Origin of the sequence: Paenibacillus sp. FSL M7-1455, assembly GCF_038004655.1 — a bacterium.
GTDB lineage: Bacteria > Bacillota > Bacilli > Paenibacillales > Paenibacillaceae > Paenibacillus_AQ > Paenibacillus_AQ cookii.
Window position 1 is genome coordinate 817501 of record NZ_JBBORO010000001.1, and the last position, 15771, is coordinate 833271.

General features: G+C 52.6%; 15 protein-coding genes, 16 tRNA genes and 1 rRNA gene (1 of these 32 only partly in view). 30 read left to right on the plus strand and 2 right to left on the minus strand.

Annotation, left to right across the window (positions count from 1 at the left end; translation table 11 throughout):
* From NYE48_RS03595 to NYE48_RS03715, 25 genes are all read left to right on the plus strand, one after another.
* Positions 1–475: ribosomal RNA gene (locus tag NYE48_RS03595) — 23S ribosomal RNA — on the plus strand; it begins 2573 nt to the left of the window's first position.
* A 153-nt stretch (positions 476–628) separates the two neighbouring features.
* Positions 629–704: transfer RNA gene (locus NYE48_RS03600), tRNA-Asn, on the plus strand.
* Positions 705–708: 4 nt separating this feature from the next.
* Positions 709–800, plus strand: a tRNA-Ser gene (locus NYE48_RS03605).
* A gap of 25 nt (positions 801–825) precedes the next feature.
* Positions 826–900 (plus strand) — tRNA-Glu (locus tag NYE48_RS03610).
* Position 901: 1 nt separating this feature from the next.
* Positions 902–977, plus strand: a tRNA-Val gene (locus tag NYE48_RS03615).
* Between the two features lie 32 nt (positions 978–1009).
* A tRNA-Met gene (locus tag NYE48_RS03620) sits at positions 1010–1083 on the plus strand.
* Between the two features lie 73 nt (positions 1084–1156).
* Positions 1157–1233: transfer RNA gene (locus tag NYE48_RS03625), tRNA-Asp, on the plus strand.
* 55 nt (positions 1234–1288) lie between these two features.
* Positions 1289–1364, plus strand: a tRNA-Phe gene (locus NYE48_RS03630).
* A 21-nt stretch (positions 1365–1385) separates the two neighbouring features.
* Positions 1386–1461: transfer RNA gene (locus tag NYE48_RS03635), tRNA-Thr, on the plus strand.
* Between the two features lie 4 nt (positions 1462–1465).
* Positions 1466–1551: transfer RNA gene (locus NYE48_RS03640), tRNA-Tyr, on the plus strand.
* A gap of 6 nt (positions 1552–1557) precedes the next feature.
* Positions 1558–1631, plus strand: a tRNA-Trp gene (locus tag NYE48_RS03645).
* A 17-nt stretch (positions 1632–1648) separates the two neighbouring features.
* Positions 1649–1721, plus strand: a tRNA-His gene (locus NYE48_RS03650).
* A 19-nt stretch (positions 1722–1740) separates the two neighbouring features.
* Positions 1741–1815: transfer RNA gene (locus NYE48_RS03655), tRNA-Gln, on the plus strand.
* A 5-nt stretch (positions 1816–1820) separates the two neighbouring features.
* Positions 1821–1895: transfer RNA gene (locus NYE48_RS03660), tRNA-Gly, on the plus strand.
* An 8-nt stretch (positions 1896–1903) separates the two neighbouring features.
* A tRNA-Cys gene (locus tag NYE48_RS03665) sits at positions 1904–1977 on the plus strand.
* A gap of 14 nt (positions 1978–1991) precedes the next feature.
* A tRNA-Arg gene (locus tag NYE48_RS03670) sits at positions 1992–2065 on the plus strand.
* Positions 2066–2079: 14 nt separating this feature from the next.
* Positions 2080–2162 (plus strand) — tRNA-Leu (locus NYE48_RS03675).
* A gap of 283 nt (positions 2163–2445) precedes the next feature.
* Positions 2446–3702, plus strand: coding sequence for an SLC45 family MFS transporter (locus NYE48_RS03680; RefSeq protein ID WP_340996925.1), 1257 nt, complete (start codon positions 2446–2448; stop codon positions 3700–3702).
* A gap of 197 nt (positions 3703–3899) precedes the next feature.
* Positions 3900–4196, plus strand: coding sequence for a LiaF transmembrane domain-containing protein (locus NYE48_RS03685; RefSeq protein WP_339322351.1), 297 nt, complete (start codon positions 3900–3902; stop codon positions 4194–4196).
* 92 nt (positions 4197–4288) lie between these two features.
* Entirely contained in the window at positions 4289–4966 is a 678-nt protein-coding gene (locus tag NYE48_RS03690) for a PspA/IM30 family protein (RefSeq protein ID WP_036714572.1), read from the plus strand.
* A 4-nt stretch (positions 4967–4970) separates the two neighbouring features.
* A complete protein-coding gene (locus NYE48_RS03695; protein ID WP_340996929.1) occupies positions 4971–5459 on the plus strand; it encodes a PspC domain-containing protein in 489 nt (162 codons plus the stop codon).
* Positions 5460–5462: 3 nt separating this feature from the next.
* Positions 5463–6170, plus strand: coding sequence for a PspA/IM30 family protein (locus tag NYE48_RS03700; RefSeq protein ID WP_212952765.1), 708 nt, complete (start codon positions 5463–5465; stop codon positions 6168–6170).
* 137 nt (positions 6171–6307) lie between these two features.
* Entirely contained in the window at positions 6308–6955 is a 648-nt protein-coding gene (gene liaF, locus NYE48_RS03705; protein ID WP_340996931.1) for a cell wall-active antibiotics response protein LiaF, read from the plus strand.
* 18 nt (positions 6956–6973) lie between these two features.
* Positions 6974–8077: a sensor histidine kinase gene (locus NYE48_RS03710; RefSeq protein WP_340996934.1), complete on the plus strand. Its 1104-nt coding sequence runs from the start codon at positions 6974–6976 to the stop codon at positions 8075–8077.
* Positions 8031–8687, plus strand: coding sequence for a response regulator transcription factor (locus NYE48_RS03715; protein ID WP_036714583.1), 657 nt, complete (start codon positions 8031–8033; stop codon positions 8685–8687). Before NYE48_RS03710 ends, NYE48_RS03715 begins: the two co-directional genes overlap by 47 nt.
* A gap of 72 nt (positions 8688–8759) precedes the next feature.
* On the opposite strand, the gene NYE48_RS03720 is transcribed toward NYE48_RS03715, so the two are convergent.
* Entirely contained in the window at positions 8760–9116 is a 357-nt protein-coding gene (locus NYE48_RS03720) for a hypothetical protein (RefSeq protein WP_036714584.1), read from the minus strand.
* A gap of 172 nt (positions 9117–9288) precedes the next feature.
* On the opposite strand from NYE48_RS03720, the gene NYE48_RS03725 reads away from it, so the two are divergent.
* The 3 genes from NYE48_RS03725 to NYE48_RS03735 all read left to right on the plus strand — a co-directional run bounded on the left by NYE48_RS03725 (position 9289) and on the right by NYE48_RS03735 (position 13689).
* Entirely contained in the window at positions 9289–10041 is a 753-nt protein-coding gene (locus NYE48_RS03725; protein ID WP_340996936.1) for a YwmB family TATA-box binding protein, read from the plus strand.
* A gap of 351 nt (positions 10042–10392) precedes the next feature.
* Positions 10393–11943 (plus strand): glucose-6-phosphate dehydrogenase, encoded by a 1551-nt coding sequence (gene zwf, locus NYE48_RS03730; RefSeq protein WP_036714590.1) that lies wholly within the window; start codon positions 10393–10395, stop codon positions 11941–11943.
* 162 nt (positions 11944–12105) lie between these two features.
* The gene (locus NYE48_RS03735) at positions 12106–13689 is read left to right on the plus strand and encodes a peptide chain release factor 3 (protein WP_036714592.1); all 1584 of its coding nucleotides are present in this window, start codon (positions 12106–12108) and stop codon (positions 13687–13689) included.
* 64 nt (positions 13690–13753) lie between these two features.
* Here NYE48_RS03735 and sspI read toward each other — a convergent pair whose 3' ends face one another.
* On the minus strand, positions 13754–13987 hold the full coding sequence (gene sspI / locus NYE48_RS03740) for a small acid-soluble spore protein SspI (protein WP_036714594.1): 234 nt from the start codon (positions 13985–13987) through the stop codon (positions 13754–13756).
* A gap of 130 nt (positions 13988–14117) precedes the next feature.
* Here sspI and NYE48_RS03745 point away from each other — a divergent pair, with 130 nt between their 5' ends.
* Positions 14118–14780: a potassium channel family protein gene (locus NYE48_RS03745; RefSeq protein ID WP_036714596.1), complete on the plus strand. Its 663-nt coding sequence runs from the start codon at positions 14118–14120 to the stop codon at positions 14778–14780.
* Between the two features lie 55 nt (positions 14781–14835).
* Positions 14836–15630, plus strand: coding sequence for a TrmH family RNA methyltransferase (locus NYE48_RS03750; protein WP_340996940.1), 795 nt, complete (start codon positions 14836–14838; stop codon positions 15628–15630).
* Positions 15631–15771: the final 141 nt, after the last annotated feature.

A 15771-nucleotide genomic window follows, 5' to 3' on the forward strand; every position in this document is an offset into this window, starting at 1 on the left:
CATCGCTCAACGGATAAAAGCTACCCTGGGGATAACAGGCTTATCTCCCCCAAGAGTCCACATCGACGGGGAGGTTTGGCACCTCGATGTCGGCTCATCGCATCCTGGGGCTGAAGTAGGTCCCAAGGGTTGGGCTGTTCGCCCATTAAAGCGGTACGCGAGCTGGGTTCAGAACGTCGTGAGACAGTTCGGTCCCTATCTGTCGTGGGCGTAGGAAATTTGAGAGGAGCTGTCCTTAGTACGAGAGGACCGGGATGGACGTACCGCTGGTGCACCAGTTGTTCCGCCAGGAGCATGGCTGGGTAGCTACGTACGGACGGGATAAGCGCTGAAAGCATCTAAGCGTGAAGCCCCCCTCAAGATGAGATTTCCCAGTATGTAAGACCCCTTGAAGACGACGAGGTAGATAGGTTGGAGGTGGAAGTGCAGCAATGCATGGAGCTGACCAATACTAATCGGTCGAGGGCTTATCCTAAAAAGTACCCCAAAAAGTGAAGCTTAGGCTTCGCGGTTCAATCCGAATACTTTTCGGGGGCCCCGGATTTAAAACCGGGAAATGCTACGGAAAATAAAACGCAAACGTTTCGTATCTAGTTTTCAGGTGATCAAACATCTGAATAATTATTGTTCCCTGATAGCTCAGTCGGTAGAGCACTCGACTGTTAATCGAGTTGTCACAGGTTCGAGTCCTGTTCGGGGAGCCATTATGGAGAGGTGTCCGAGTTGGCCGAAGGAGCACGATTGGAAATCGTGTAGGCGTCACAAGCGTCTCGAGGGTTCGAATCCCTCTCTCTCCGCCATAAAATTTCATTAGCATTAAATTAAGGCCCGTTGGTCAAGGGGTTAAGACACCTCCCTTTCACGGAGGTAACAGGGGTTCGAATCCCCTACGGGTCACCATGGAGACTTAGCTCAGCTGGGAGAGCATCTGCCTTACAAGCAGAGGGTCGGGGGTTCGATCCCCTCAGTCTCCACCATATCATCCTCATTCAACGAGGATTCATAATGACGCGGGGTGGAGCAGTCCGGTAGCTCGTCGGGCTCATAACCCGAAGGCCGCAGGTTCAAATCCTGCCCCCGCAATTTATCTCCAAAAAGTCTAAATATGTTTTCATAACATATGTAGATTCTTTACAGGAGAAATTATTAAGGCCGTGGAACCGTGGTGTAGAGGCCTAACATGCCTGCCTGTCACGCAGGAGATCGCGGGTTCGAATCCCGTCGGTTCCGCCATTCAATATTTCAGGGTATGAAGTATTGCATAGAAGCTTTAACCATGTTATAGTAAGGCTCGGTAGCTCAGTCGGTAGAGCAGAGGACTGAAAATCCTCGTGTCGGCGGTTCGATTCCGTCCCGAGCCACCATGAAATCATAAACGAATAAAAGCCGGTGTAGCTCAATTGGTAGAGCAACTGACTTGTAATCAGTAGGTTGGGGGTTCAAGTCCTCTCGCCGGCACCATTGTGGAGGCTTAGCGAAGTGGCCAAACGCAGCAGACTGTAAATCTGTTCTCGTACGAGTTCGGTGGTTCGAATCCATCAGCCTCCACCAGTATCTAGGGGCATAGTTTAAAGGTAGAACAGCGGTCTCCAAAACCGTTAGTGTGGGTTCAATTCCTGCTGCCCCTGCCAGTTCAATTTTATATGTGGCGGTCGTGGCGAAGGGGTTAACGCACCGGATTGTGGCTCCGGCATTCGTGGGTTCAAGTCCCATCGATCGCCCTCTAAGTTTTCAAATTGTTGGGGATTAGCCAAGCGGTAAGGCAACGGACTTTGACTCCGTCATGCATAGGTTCGAATCCTATATCCCCAGCCATTTACGCGGACGTGGCTCAGCGGTAGAGCATCGCCTTGCCAAGGCGAGGGTCGCGGGTTCGATTCCCGTCGTCCGCTCCAATATTTACGGCGCCATAGCCAAGTGGTAAGGCACAGCTCTGCAAAAGCTTTATCCCCAGTTCGAATCTGGGTGGCGCCTCCATTACAATCAAATATGCGCCCTTAGCTCAGCTGGATAGAGCGTTTGACTACGAATCAAAAGGTCAGGAGTTCGAATCTCTTAGGGCGCGTTTCATCTTCATCTGCTGGTGTGGCGGAATGGCAGACGCGGCGGACTCAAAATCCGCTTCCGGCAACGGAGTGGGGGTTCAAGTCCCTTCACCAGCATACTCATGAACGATCAAGCTCTTAAGTTGCAATGATTGCAGCTTAAGAGCTTTTTTGCATTCCTTCACCGTTGCGGCGGTTCTAAACTTGACCAAGCCATTCTTACGTTTTTCTAACGAAGATCAAACAATACATGAATGCTCCTGTTGTATAATATAAAAAACGGAGATCCTCAATTGGAGGCTGATATCGCCCAACGGCTGCTAACAACCTACAAATGATTCAAGTTTTTTACACTGTTCCTGAATCCCGATTTTAAAAGAAAGTGGAGGTCATTCCCTTCATGAAAAAAACATGGCTGCTCGGATTCGGTTTTTTCAGCATCAGCATTACCTGGTCGCTTTATAACGCGTTTGTTCCTTATTTTTTGGATCCTTATCTTAAAAGCACGGCCTTGATTGGCTTCATGATGACCCTCGACAACTACTTCGCTTTGTTTTTGCAGCCATGGATCGGCCATTTGAGCGACAAAACCCAGACCCGTTTCGGCAAACGGATGCCATTTCTGATGTTGGGCATGCCTGCAGCTGCGCTGTTCGTCATCCTGATTCCATTACATACGAGTTTTATCACGCTTCTCCTGTTCATGATGCTGATGAACCTTTCAATGAGCGTCTACCGCTCCCCGACGGTCGCCCTCATGCCGGATATTACGCCCGATCATCAACGGACCAAAGCGAACGGCATCATTAATTTTATGGGCGGTTTTGGCGGCATTTTGGCCTTTGGAGCCGGTTCTGTGCTGTATGGGGCGAATCCTTCCTTTCCTTTTATCGCGGCAGCGGCGATTACCTTGATTTCATTATGGATTCTGACGGCCGCAATTAAGGAAAATAGGGACGTCATCGTATCGCTGCCTGCCGAGAAACGGCCGAAAATCAAGCTCAAAGGAGAACTGGACCGCACGACGGTGCTCCTGCTCGCAGCGATCTTTTTCTGGTTTGTGTCCTATCAAGGCGTGGAAGCGCTATTTACTTTATACGGTAAACATTACATGGGATTAACGGAAAAAGACGCGGCATTTTCGCTTACGTTCTTTTCCTTGTTTTTCGTGTTGTTTGCGATCCCGAGCGGCTGGCTTGGCAACCGGTTGGGCAAAAGGAAAACGATCCTTGCGGGCGTGATCGGACTGTTTGCTGTATTTGCGGCGGTGCCGTTCGTCGATACCGTTCTGCTGCTGCGGGTGTTGCTTGCGCTGGGAGGGATTTGCTGGGCCCTCATTAACATCAACTCGTACCCTTTTGTGGTATCGGTCGGCAGCGAGGGCAGCATCGGCACGCGGACGGGATTGTATTATCTCGTCTCGTCGCTTGCGGCGATCACGTCGCCGCCATTGCTCGGCCTGATGATCGATCAGTTCGGATACCGTTCCTTGTTCATTTGCGCCTCGGCCGGCATGCTGCTTGCCTCCTGTTCATCTCTTTGGTCAGGCATGACGGAAAAAGCGCTGCCGCTAACGAGCCGGTTTCGGCCGAAGCAAATATGTAAAGCTTCTTATAATAGGGTGCCGGATGTTTCCGGTGCCTTTTTTTGCTTTTAGCTGCTGTCGCAAACCCTCGGAGGCTAAACAACCCGGAAAACGGCGGTATAGGGCAAAAACCCCCGATAGCCTTAGGTCTGAAACGTTCCCCGACCAAGGTCTAGGATGAAAAACCGTCTGCAGTCTGTTTTGGAAAGAGGCCGTACCACCTAAAATAAAGACATAAGGTTGATGCACTGAAAGGAAGTGAGAAATGCATGAAAAACCGCAATAACGGAACAGCAATCGTATTGATCGTCGTCGGGGCGCTGATGCTCTTCGGTTTGTTCGCCCCACTGTTTGGTAAACTGATTGGTTTGCTCTTCCCGATTCTGCTGATCGTCCTTGGCTATTACGGAATCCGCAGAGGCAAAGTGGTGATCGGAACCATCATCCTTGCGTTCGGTGCTTTGTCTTTGCTGGCGAAGTTGTCCTGGATCATCGGACCGCTGCTCGGCATCGCGCTGGTGATTTTCGGAATCTCCCTTCTGAAGGGAAAGAAAAGCTACTACTAACATGAATCTGTTGCAAATATCGTACCACATATCCGTATGAAGAGGATGTTATCCGAAATCCGGAAAAAACGAATAAGGAGGGGCTACACAAGATGAGTGTTTTTCGTCGGGTGCGGGATATTACCGCAGCGAATATCAATGAACGTTTGGAGCAAAGTCAGGATCCGGTGCGGCTGATCGACCAGTTTCTGGCCACCACGCGGGATGACATCGTTGAAGCCGAAAAGCTTGTACAGCAGTCCACCGCACATATGAGACAGCTGAAGCTGCAAGTCGATCAAGCCGAAACGATGAAAAACAAACGCGAAGAGCAGGCGCTCCTGGCCTTGAAGGCCGGGGAAGATCATCTCGCCAAGCTGGCGCTCCAAGAAAAGATCATTTATGAGGAAAAGCTGGAACAATACAGCGAATTGCTGAATACGACCCAAAGTTCCTTGATGGACCTGGAAAGCCAGCTGAACGAATTGAAACTGGAATACCAAACCGTTTATAACAAACGCCAATATTACGTGGCGCGCATGGAGACGCTTCGGCTCCAGCAGCGCATGAACCAACGGATGGAGGGCTACGGCGGCGGCCAGGACGTTCCTAAAATGTTCAACCGCCTCGAGGACCGCATCTCCGACTGGGAGTTCGAAGCCCAAAGCTTGCGGGACCTGCGCCGCATGGGCCAACAATACTTAGAGCAGGCCGGCGAGACGGTATCCAGCATCCTGGAGAAGGAAATGGCCCGTTTGAAACAAAAGCTGAACAACAGCGGAAAGGAGTAACATCATGAGCAAACTCTACCGTTCGAGACGGGATAAGATGGTCACCGGGCTTTGCGGCGGACTGTCGGACTTGATCGGGATGGACTCGACGCTGCTGCGGATTTTGTTCATCGTCACGGTTTTCTTCACAGGCGGCACCACCTTGTTCATCTACTTCATCGCCGCTCTCGTCGTACCGAAGGAACCGGTTCCGCCTTATAATCCATACGGCCCCGCGGGCCCAGGCGGTTACTACGGCGGCCATCCGGGCAACGGAGCTTACGGCAACGGAAGCTATTACGGAGGAAACGGCCACTACAACAACAACGGCCCATCCTTTGACCCAAGAAGCAGATACAACGATCCGTCTTATGGCAGCAGACCTAGCGGAGGATTTTCCTCCCCGTCGTCCAACCTGGACGCCATGATGGAAGACATCGAAAAGAAAGCCATGAAAAAAGAGCTTGAAGAGCTGAAGAAAAAACTGTCCAAATACGAGAAGGGAGAAGTGTAAAACATGGGAGTATTTAAAAGATTGAAAGATATGACGAAAGCGTCGGTAAATGAGCTGCTGGATAAAGTAGAGGATCCGATTGTCATGCTGAACCAATACCTCCGCGATATGGAGGCTGAAATCCACGAGGCCGAACTGACGGTTGCCAAACAAATGGCGAACGAGCGCCGCATGAAGCAGCGCGTTGAAGAAGCCGAAAAAATGTCCGTGCAGCGCGAGGCTCAAGCCGAGCTCGCCCTGAAAAACGGCCAGGAGGAAATCGCACGCAAGCTGCTCGAAGAAAAAATCTATTTCGATCAAAAAATCACCGAATACCGCGACCTGCATGCGCAGTCCGAAACGCAAGCCAAAGAATTGGTGCAGCAGCTGCATGACATGAAAGACGAGTTCTACAAAATGCGCAACAAACGCAACGAGCTGGTGACCCGCGCCCAAATGGCGAAAGCCAAAAAGCAAATGTCACAAATCAACAGCCTGCATACGATCGAAAGCGGCAGCGCGTCCCTCGGATTCCACCGCATGGAAGAAAAAATCATGCAAATGGAAGCTGAAGCCGACGTCCTCCGCGCCCCATACCGCCCATCGGCCAGCACGTTCACGAGTCCGGTGGATGCCGAAAAGCAGCTGAAAGTGGAAGAACAGCTTAAGGCGCTGAAAAACAAAATGAACGCTTCCGGCAATGCCGGCGGGACAAAAGCTACGAAAGAATAAGTCTTCACAAAATAGGACAATATGATATGCTATAAAGAATGAGAAGTGGAAAGCCATACTGGTGCGAAAGCCTCGCCCCATATGGCTTTTCCGACCTTTACCATGAACGGTTTCAAGACATCGCAAGGAGGTGCGGCATGGAAAAAAGAAATCGCTTGATTGCCCTAATTCTCATCGGGGTCGGCCTTCTCATGCTGGTCGGCAGGTGGGTCGGCTTTTTTACCATTGTCGCACTGTTGTTTTTATTGGCAGGAATCTATGCGATTCGCGGCGGCAAGGTAAAGCGGGGCTATCGCCTGCTGGCGGTCGGAGCCATTTTGCTCGTACTCGACCATCTAATGATTGTCCTCGGCATTGCGCTGTTATCGCTCGGATTCTTTTTCATCAAGGCCAAAAAGGTACAGCCCAAGGAAGGTTTTATTCAAAAGCAAAACTTTTCCTCCAATTTCGATTGGGACCAGCAGCCATGGGTGATGCGCAGCATGAGCGTATGGCATGTGTTTGGCGAGGCCGATATGGACTTGTCCCTGGCCATCCCGGAGGATAAGGAAACCGTGATGATGTTCCAAGGAATCATGGGCGATATGGACCTGCAGATTCCGGAGTATTACGGCATCGAGATCGAAGCCTTCGTCTTGTTCGGCTCCATCGACTTCAGGGGGGAACGGGACAACGGCATGATGAACCGTTTGAACTGGAAGTCGCCCAACTATGAGACCAGCGAGCAGAAAGTGAAATTCATCATCTCTTATCTCGTTGGCGATCTTGATATTCATATTTCCTAAGAAATGGGGGTTCCCCGCGTGAAAGAAAAAAAGCCGGTCAATATGGTCTCCCGAAGCATGGGCGAGGGAGCCCTTCTTTCTTTTATACTGCTGCTTATCATTTTTTACGTGTTGTATACATATGGTTATTTGGCGCCGTTCGACGACTGGAACAAACGGGTGCAGGCGATTACGACGCTGGTACTGGTGCCTCTCGGGATCGGGGCGATGTACGGGTTTTACCAAAGCTACCGGACGAAAAGAAGGTTGGAGCTGCTTCGCGACACGCTGTTATCCTGGGAAAAAGGGAATTTGTCGCGGGACGTGCCGGAGCTTGGCGTGGACGAGGTGGGCCGCCTCGGCGAACAGCTCGGGCGCATCAGCAAGAAATGGGAGGAGCAGGTTACGTCTCTCCAGCGCCTGTCCACCAACAATGCCCAGCTTGCCGAGCAGGCCAGGGTATCCGCGATCGTCGAAGAGCGGCAGCGGCTCGCTCGGGAGCTGCATGATGCGGTCTCGCAGCAGCTGTTCGCGATATCGATGACGGCTACGGCCGTGGGAAGAACGCTGGCGAAGGATTTTGACAAGGCGCAGCGGCAGGTGGCTCTGATCGAAGAGATGGCCGCCGTAGCGCAATCGGAGATGCGGGCGCTGCTTCTTCACCTCCGGCCGGTGTATCTGGAAGGGAAACCGCTGGAGCAGGGGTTGAAAGAACTTATTAAAGAGCTTAAGGTTAAAGTACCGATGGAAATCGCGTTCGAAATGGATGAAGGCATCCAGTTGATGAAAGGAATCGAAAACCATCTGTTCCGGATCATTCAGGAAGCGATGTCGAATACGCTGCGGCATGCCAAAGCGGAAAAAATGGAAATCCGCATTCATCAGAAGCAGGACGCCGTATGGGTGATGCTGCGCGACGATGGACAGGGATTCGAAATGGACGAGAAAAAGCAGGCCTCGTACGGCCTTTCCAATATGCAGGAACGGGTGAGCGAAATCGGGGGTTCGATCCTGTTCATTACCGCTCCGGGCAAGGGAACGCGAATCGAAATTACGATTCCAATCGTATATGAAGAAAAAGGAGGGGAAGAGGACCATGGAGGATTTAGAAAAGCCGGCGATCAAAGTGCTGCTCGTGGATGATCACGAGATGGTGCGCATCGGGCTGGCCGCAGTGCTTGGCACGGAGGACGGCATCGAGGTAGTCGGCGAAGCCGGCAGCGGCGAGGAGGGCATACGCCTGGCCCGCGAATACAAGCCGGATGTGGTGTTGATGGACCTGGTGATGGATGGAATGGACGGCATCGAAGCGACTCGGCAGCTCCTGAAGCTGTACCCGGACTGCAAGGTGATCGTGCTGACGAGTTACCTGGACGACGAGAAAATGTATCCGGTCATCGAGGCAGGCGCTTTCAGCTACCTGCTGAAAACGTCCCGGGCAAGCGAAATCGCCGAAGCCATCCGGGCCGCCGCCCGCGGCCAATCGGTGCTGGAATCGCAGGTGGCATCCAAGATGATGAACCGGTTCCGGCATGCGGAAACCGAAGCCCCTGCCCATAAGGAATTGACGGAGCGGGAGATGGACGTGCTGCGGCTTTTGGCCCAAGGCAAATCGAATCAGGAGATCGCCGATGAATTGATCATCGGCATCAAAACGGTCAAATTCCACGTGACGAACATTTTGGCGAAGCTGGGGGTCGACGACCGCACCCAAGCGGCCATATACGCCTATAAAAACGGATTGGCGGAATAAAGCAAATGCACCCATGCCTACCGACGGAACCTGAAAGGGCCCGAAAGGTACCGGCAGGGTGCATTTTCGGTTTTAAATGAGGAACAGAAGCGCAAGCAAGCCGAGGCTGAGAGCGACTGCTCCGGCTCCGAATCCGTAATACCCGTAACCGTAAGGCGGGTACCCGTAGCCGTATGGCGGGAATAGGGCGCGAACCTGGGCTTTCGGGGCGGCGTTTTTCTGTTTTTTCGAGGAGTGCGGGCGTTTCTGGGCCGGCTTGAGGTTGGCGGCGTGAAGCGCGGTATTTTCTTCGCCGTTTAATATGATTTCGCCGTTGCGGCAATGCGTCAACCTTCCGACGTAGGTTCTGCCGTCATGCAAACAAGCAAGGACCATTTTGCCGCGATGTTTCATGATGTTTTCTTCTGAAAGGGGATAGATCGGGATCATGTAAAGGGTCAATCCTCCTCTTCTATTTTTGTTAACAATGTATTCGGCTTTAGGCTGGCATGCCATAGTTATTCACCCATTTATCCAACTTTGCCTGCAGGGTATAATCTTCTCTTAACCCGGACATCCTGTTTAGTAGATTGATAGTTTAGGGCTAAGGGGATGGATGGGGATGAAAACGGCGGCAAAATGGGGAGCTTTTGGTTTGGCGGGAATGGTTTTATTGGGAATCATGTATTTTCAGTTTTGGAACAGCTTGACGAAGGTTCAGGCCGAAGCCGATCAAAACGAACTCCGGACGCTGTTTAACCTGGGCCGGCAAATGGTGAAAGAGCCGCAGCGCGTCGTCATCAAATGGCAGGGAACTTGGGAAGGAAGCGGCGATGCCGAAGCGGCTGCCCAACATCTGAGCCGATCGCTGCAGCTGCCGTCCGTGAAAGAAGTGGAAGAAAACGGTCATACGACTTATCGGGCCATAGGGGAAAAAGACGCGGTCAACGTTCGGTTCAACTGGCAGGAAATCTCCGGCGACCAAAGTTACGTCATCATCCAGCTGGAGGCGCAAACGCCGCAGCAGTGGGACAGCCTTGCCGATTTGCAGGCCAAGTTCGGGGAAAAAATGCGGGATGCCGGCATCGATGCGAAGTGGAATGCGGCTTTGCAGGGGCATGTCGACGATCGGACGGAAGCGGCTGACACCATGAACCGGATTGAAGGGCGGCTTAAGGGGATTTTGGATGCCGTCCCTAAGGAAACGTACCAGGATGAGACGACCGTCAGCAATGCTTATCAGGTGCCGTCGTTGAAAACGCGGGTAAGAAGCGGCGACACGTGGCTCAATATGCAGGTTGCCGTTCATGAAGATGATGTACGCGGAACAAACCGGGTGACGATCGGCCTGCCGGTCATTACGATCGAATATTGATGGCGGATGGTTTATTGAAGAAATGGCCATAATATTTTGAGTGTTTTGGTAAGAAAAACGGATAGCAACATTTGGATGAATATGCTAAAATGACGTATCATTAATTTTTGGGTATAAGAGGATATGAACTAAACGTTGCCTTGATAAAGATGCTGCTGTTTTGTCTTGGATCACCGTTCAGCAAAAGCTGAAGCGAGGTTGTTTTCGCAGGGAATTCTGCCGCCGGCTGCTGTGCGGTCCTTTTACAATAAGGGGTGCCCAAGACGGCGTATTCCGGATCTCTTGGAGATCCAGGCGGAAGTTCCTTTTGCATAAAAATACACCATACTACATAAGGGATGATTGAGGGCCATGGCTGAAAATCAAAATTTGGAATCGCTCAAGACACCGGGCGCCGTATTTTTTATTTTTGGGGCTACCGGAGATTTGGCTAAACGAAAACTGTTTCCGGCCATTTATAGCTTGTACCGCGAAGGTAAATTGGCCGAAGATTTTGCCGTCATCGGCGTGGCGCGCCGGCCGCGCACCCAAGAGGAATTCCGCGAGGACGTGTTTCACTCCATCCAGGAATTTTGCCGGTACAAAACGGAAAATGACGACCAGTTCCGCGCCTTTGCGGAGCATTTTGAGTACAAGTCCCTGGACATCAACAATGTGGACGGCTTCCGCGAGCTGAACGACCAGACGGTCGCTTTGGAGGAACGCTACCATATTCCGGGGAACCGCCTGTTTTATCTGGCCCTGGCACCGGAGCTGTTCGGAAGCGTTTCGTCCAACCTGCAAAAAGGCGGCATGCTGAACAGTGCGGGATGGAGACGCCTCGTGATCGAAAAACCTTTCGGATACGATTTGCAATCGGCCGAAGAGCTGAACGAGCAGATCCGTCAGGTATTTAAGGAAGAGGAAATTTATCGCATCGACCATTACCTCGGGAAGGAAATGGTTCAAAATATCGAAGTCATCCGTTTTGCGAATGCGTTTTTTGAGCCGCTCTGGAACAACAAACATATCGCAAACGTGCAAATTACGCTCAGTGAAACCGTCGGGGTGGAAGAGCGCGGCGGGTATTACGATCACGCGGGAGCGCTGCGGGACATGGGACAAAACCATATGCTGCAAATGCTCACGATGATCGCCATGGAGCCGCCGAGCCGGCTGCTTCCGGAAGATATCCGCGACGAGAAGGTGAAGGTGCTTCGTTCGCTTCGTCCTTACGCCAATGCGGAGGAAGTGAAGAAAAACGTCGTCCGCGGACAATATGTGCAGGGCAGCTCGCGCGGCAAAGATTTACCGGCATACCGCGACGAAGATAAGATCGATCCAGAGTCCAATACCGAAACGTATTATATGGCCCGCGTATTCGTGGACAACTTCCGTTGGGCGGGAGTTCCGTTCTACATTCGGACAGGCAAGCGGCTTCCCGTCAAAACGACCGAAATAGTGGTCGAATTCAAAGGCATGCCGAACAACGTTTATCTCGGGAAAAAGTATAAACTCGAGCCAAACCTGCTTGTCATTCGGGTCAATCCGATGGAAGGCATTTACGTGAAAATCAACGCGAAAAGGCCGGGTTCCGAATCCGAAATCGAACCGCTTGCGATGGACTTTTGCCAAAGCTGCATGGTGGGCATCAACTCGCCTGAAGCTTATGAACGCCTGCTGCATGATGCGGCTCGGGGGGATTCGACTTATTTTACCCGTTGGGACGAGGTGGCTACGGCATGGTCTTTCGTGGACCGCATCGCCGAAGCATGGAAACAGGATCCGGAAGGGCCTCTTCAATACCCTGCGGGTTCCTGGGGGCCGAAAGAAGCCGATCAACTGCTGGCGGAGGATGGCTTCCACTGGTGGCCGGTCAATGGACAGGAAGAAGACGACGTCGTTTGGGAAGTTAATAAATAATTTCAGAATATGAAAAATAATCATCCTCATGCAGCTACTGCATGGGGGTGATTTGCGTATGGAATGTGGTACAATAATAAAATGACAAAAGTAGTATAGAGTGAACCGGGAAACGTGAAATCAGCTTTCGGTTCGATCTATTGAGATGAAGGGAATAGTGAAATGAGCAAAGCGATAGACCAAGCCTTGCAGCAGGAAGTCGATAAGCGAAGAACCTTCGCGATCATTTCCCACCCGGACGCGGGTAAAACGACATTGACGGAAAAGCTGCTGCTGTTCGGGGGCGCCATCCGGTTAGCCGGTACGGTCAAAGCCCGCAAAGCCAGCAAGCATGCCACCAGCGACTGGATGGAAATCGAAAAACAACGGGGGATCTCGGTAACCTCCTCCGTGATGCAGTTTGATTATATGGGACACCGGATCAACATTTTGGATACGCCGGGTCACCAGGATTTCAGTGAGGACACCTACCGGACGCTGACCGCCGCCGACAGCGCGGTCATGCTGATCGACGTAGCCAAAGGCGTCGAAGCGCAGACGATCAAGCTGTTTCAGGTGTGCGCGAAGCGAGGCATTCCGATTTTTACGTTCATCAACAAATTGGACCGCGAAGGCCGCAACCCGTTCGAATTGATGGAAGAGCTCGAGCAGGTGCTCGGCATCCGTTCCGTGCCAATGAACTGGCCGATCGGCTCCGGCCGGGATCTGTGCGGCGTATACGACCGGGCGAAAAATCAGGTCGAGCTGTTCCAGGGCAACGACCATTCCACGATTCAAGTGAAAAAGGTCGATGACTACCATGATCCGGTCATCCGGGAAATGGCCGGGGAGTATTTCCATGAGCAGCTCTGCCAGGACCTGGAGCTTCTTGACGTTGCAGGCGATCCGTTCGACATGGACAAAGTGCTGAAAGGCGAACTGACGCCGGTATTTTTCGGCAGCGCGATCAACAACTTCGGCGTGCAGACGTTCCTCGAAAACTTCCTGCAGCTTGCGCCGAAACCGCAGCCGCGGAGCAGCACGGCCGGACTGATCGAGCCTTCGAACGAAAAGTTCTCGGGTTATATTTTCAAAATCCAGGCGAACATGAATCCTGCGCACCGCGACCGGATCGCGTTCATGCGCATCGTATCGGGCAAGTTCCAGCGGGGGATGAGCGTCAAGCATGTCAGGGCCGGCAAGGACATCAAGCTGTCGCAGCCGCAGCAGTTTTTGGCCCAGGACCGCGATATCGTCGAAGAGGCGTATCCCGGCGACATTATCGGTCTGTTCGACCCCGGTATTTTCCGGATCGGCGATTCGCTCAGCCAGGGCAGCGAGGTCGTGTTCGACGAACTGCCGACGTTTTCGCCGGAGATTTTCGCTAAGGTCACGGTGAAAAACGCGCTTAAGCATAAGCAGTACCAGAAGGGGATCGACCAGCTGACGGAAGAGGGGACCATTCAGGTGTTCCAGACGGTCAGCTTCGACGATACGATTCTCGGGGTTGTCGGCCAGCTCCAGTTCGAGGTGTTCGAATACCGGATGAAAGGCGAATACGGCGTGGACGTGCAGCTGCAGCGGATGCCGTACCAGTTCGCCCGCTGGATCGTCGGCGACGACATCGACCCGAGCAAGTTCCGGATCAACTCGACGCTCGTGAAAGACAAAAAAGGAAATTACGTCGTGTTGTTCGAAAACGAATATGCCATGCGTACGGCCATGGAAAAAAATCCGGACGCGAAATTTTTGGATACCGCTCCGTAAAACCATCGTTCAGCAAAAAACCTCCGCAGGATAGGCGGAGGTTTTTTCGTCCCGGCGTTGCAGGTTAGGACAAAGGACCTGGAGAGACGTGCTTCAAATGTTCATTCACGACATGAACCAGGTTGTCCTGCTGATTCGTATCTATGTTTTTCCAGATCATTTCAAAAATAACGCCGAGCCCGGGCAGCGCCTGTTCAGGCCCGTCCACCGAGCCTTCGATCATGGAGCGGAGATCCGCTTCGCTGCTGTCATGAACCTTATGGATGACCGCTTGACGCAGGTCAAGTGTGATTGACATCGTATTCCCTCCACCTGTGAAAAATCGTTTACCTCCATAATGTTCCCCATGCCGCTGGGCAAAATTCAAGTTTTTTGCGCGCTGTGATATAATAATCGGGATAGACTTCTGCAACCCGGGGGGTTAACAAATGGCGAAAAAGCAGTACGCCGTCATAGGTATGGGGCGATTCGGTTTTAGCGTAGCCAATGCGCTCAGCGAGATGGGTTTCGACGTTCTGGCGATCGACTCTGACGAGCAGCGCACCCAGGCGGTTTCCAATATTGTAACGCATGCCGTTTCGGCTGACAGCACGGACGAGGAGGCGCTGCGCGCGCTTGGAATCCGGAATTTCGACGTGGTGGTCGTGGCGATCGGCGAAGACATCCAGTCCAGCATTTTGACCACGCTCATCCTGAAGGACATCGGCGTGGAGACGATCATCGTCAAAGCGCAAAACGAGCTTCACGGGAAGGTCCTGAACAAGATCGGAGCGGACAAAGTCATTTATCCGGAACGGGATATGGGCATGAGGGTCGCTCATCATTTGATTTCCCCGAATATTCTCGATTACATCGAAATTTCCGAGGACTACAGCATTCTCGAAATGAAGGTGTCGCAGGAAATGATCGGCAAAAACTTGAAGGAACTTGATGTGCGCGCCCGCTTCGGCTGCAACGTCATGGCGGTGAAACGCGGCACCAAGATGAATATTTCCCCGAATGCGGACGACCGCCTCGAAGAAGGCGACGTGCTGGTCATCGTGGGCGAAACGGGCAACTTGACGAAGCTGGAGCTCGCGTATCCGAAGTGATCCCGAAGGATCGTCGGCGGAATACGAGGCTGCTCCTGCATGAAGGACGGTTTTTATGGATATATTATCAACGCAAAATCCCCGGGCGAAGGAATGGGCGCAGCTGCTCGAGAAAAAGCACCGGGACAAGCAGGGAAAATACTTGATCGAAGGCATCCATCTGGTTCAGGAAGCGCTGCGCTCCGGGGCCGACCTGGAATGCGTCGCTTTTGACGCGGAGCGGGGGATTCCCTCTGAGCTGGCGTCCATGGCGGACACCGGTCAAACGCAGTGGATCGGGGTGTCGGCCGCGGTCATCGCCAAATGCTCGGATACGAAAACGCCGCAGCCGGTGTTTGCCGTCGTCCGCAAGCAGAAGGCGGCAATCGGCAAGCTGCTTGCGCAAAAAAACAGCCTGGTCATCGTTCTGGACGCCGTTCAGGACCCGGGCAACGTCGGCACGATCATCCGGACGGCGGATGCGGCCGGAGCGGACGGCGTCATCGTCGGCCGCGGTTCGGCCGATATCTATAACCCGAAAACGATCCGTTCGACGATGGGGTCGATGTTCCATCTGCCCGTCGTGGAAGGGGATCTGATGGAATTGCTTCCGCAGGCGAAACAGAGCGGCGTCCGGATCGTCAGCACGAGCCTGCAGGCGACGTCGACCTGCTACGGATACGATTTTACCGGACCTTCGTGGCTTTTGATGGGCAATGAGGCAAAAGGCGTGTCCGAAGCTGCCCAGCAGCTGGTGGACGATGCGCTGACCATTCCGATGAAGGGCCAAGCGGAATCGCTTAACGTCGCGATGGCTTCGACGGTCTTGCTGTTCGAGGCGATGCGGCAGCGGCATTTTAACCAGCCGTGAATCCTGCCAAGCTTAAGCGGTTCCGACATACATCAAGGCTTAAAAATACATTCTGACGGGATAGCTTAAAGGCAGTCAACCCTTGCAATGCAAGGATCGGCTGCCTTTAAGCTTATAGCGGGCCATGATCGAATATAATGG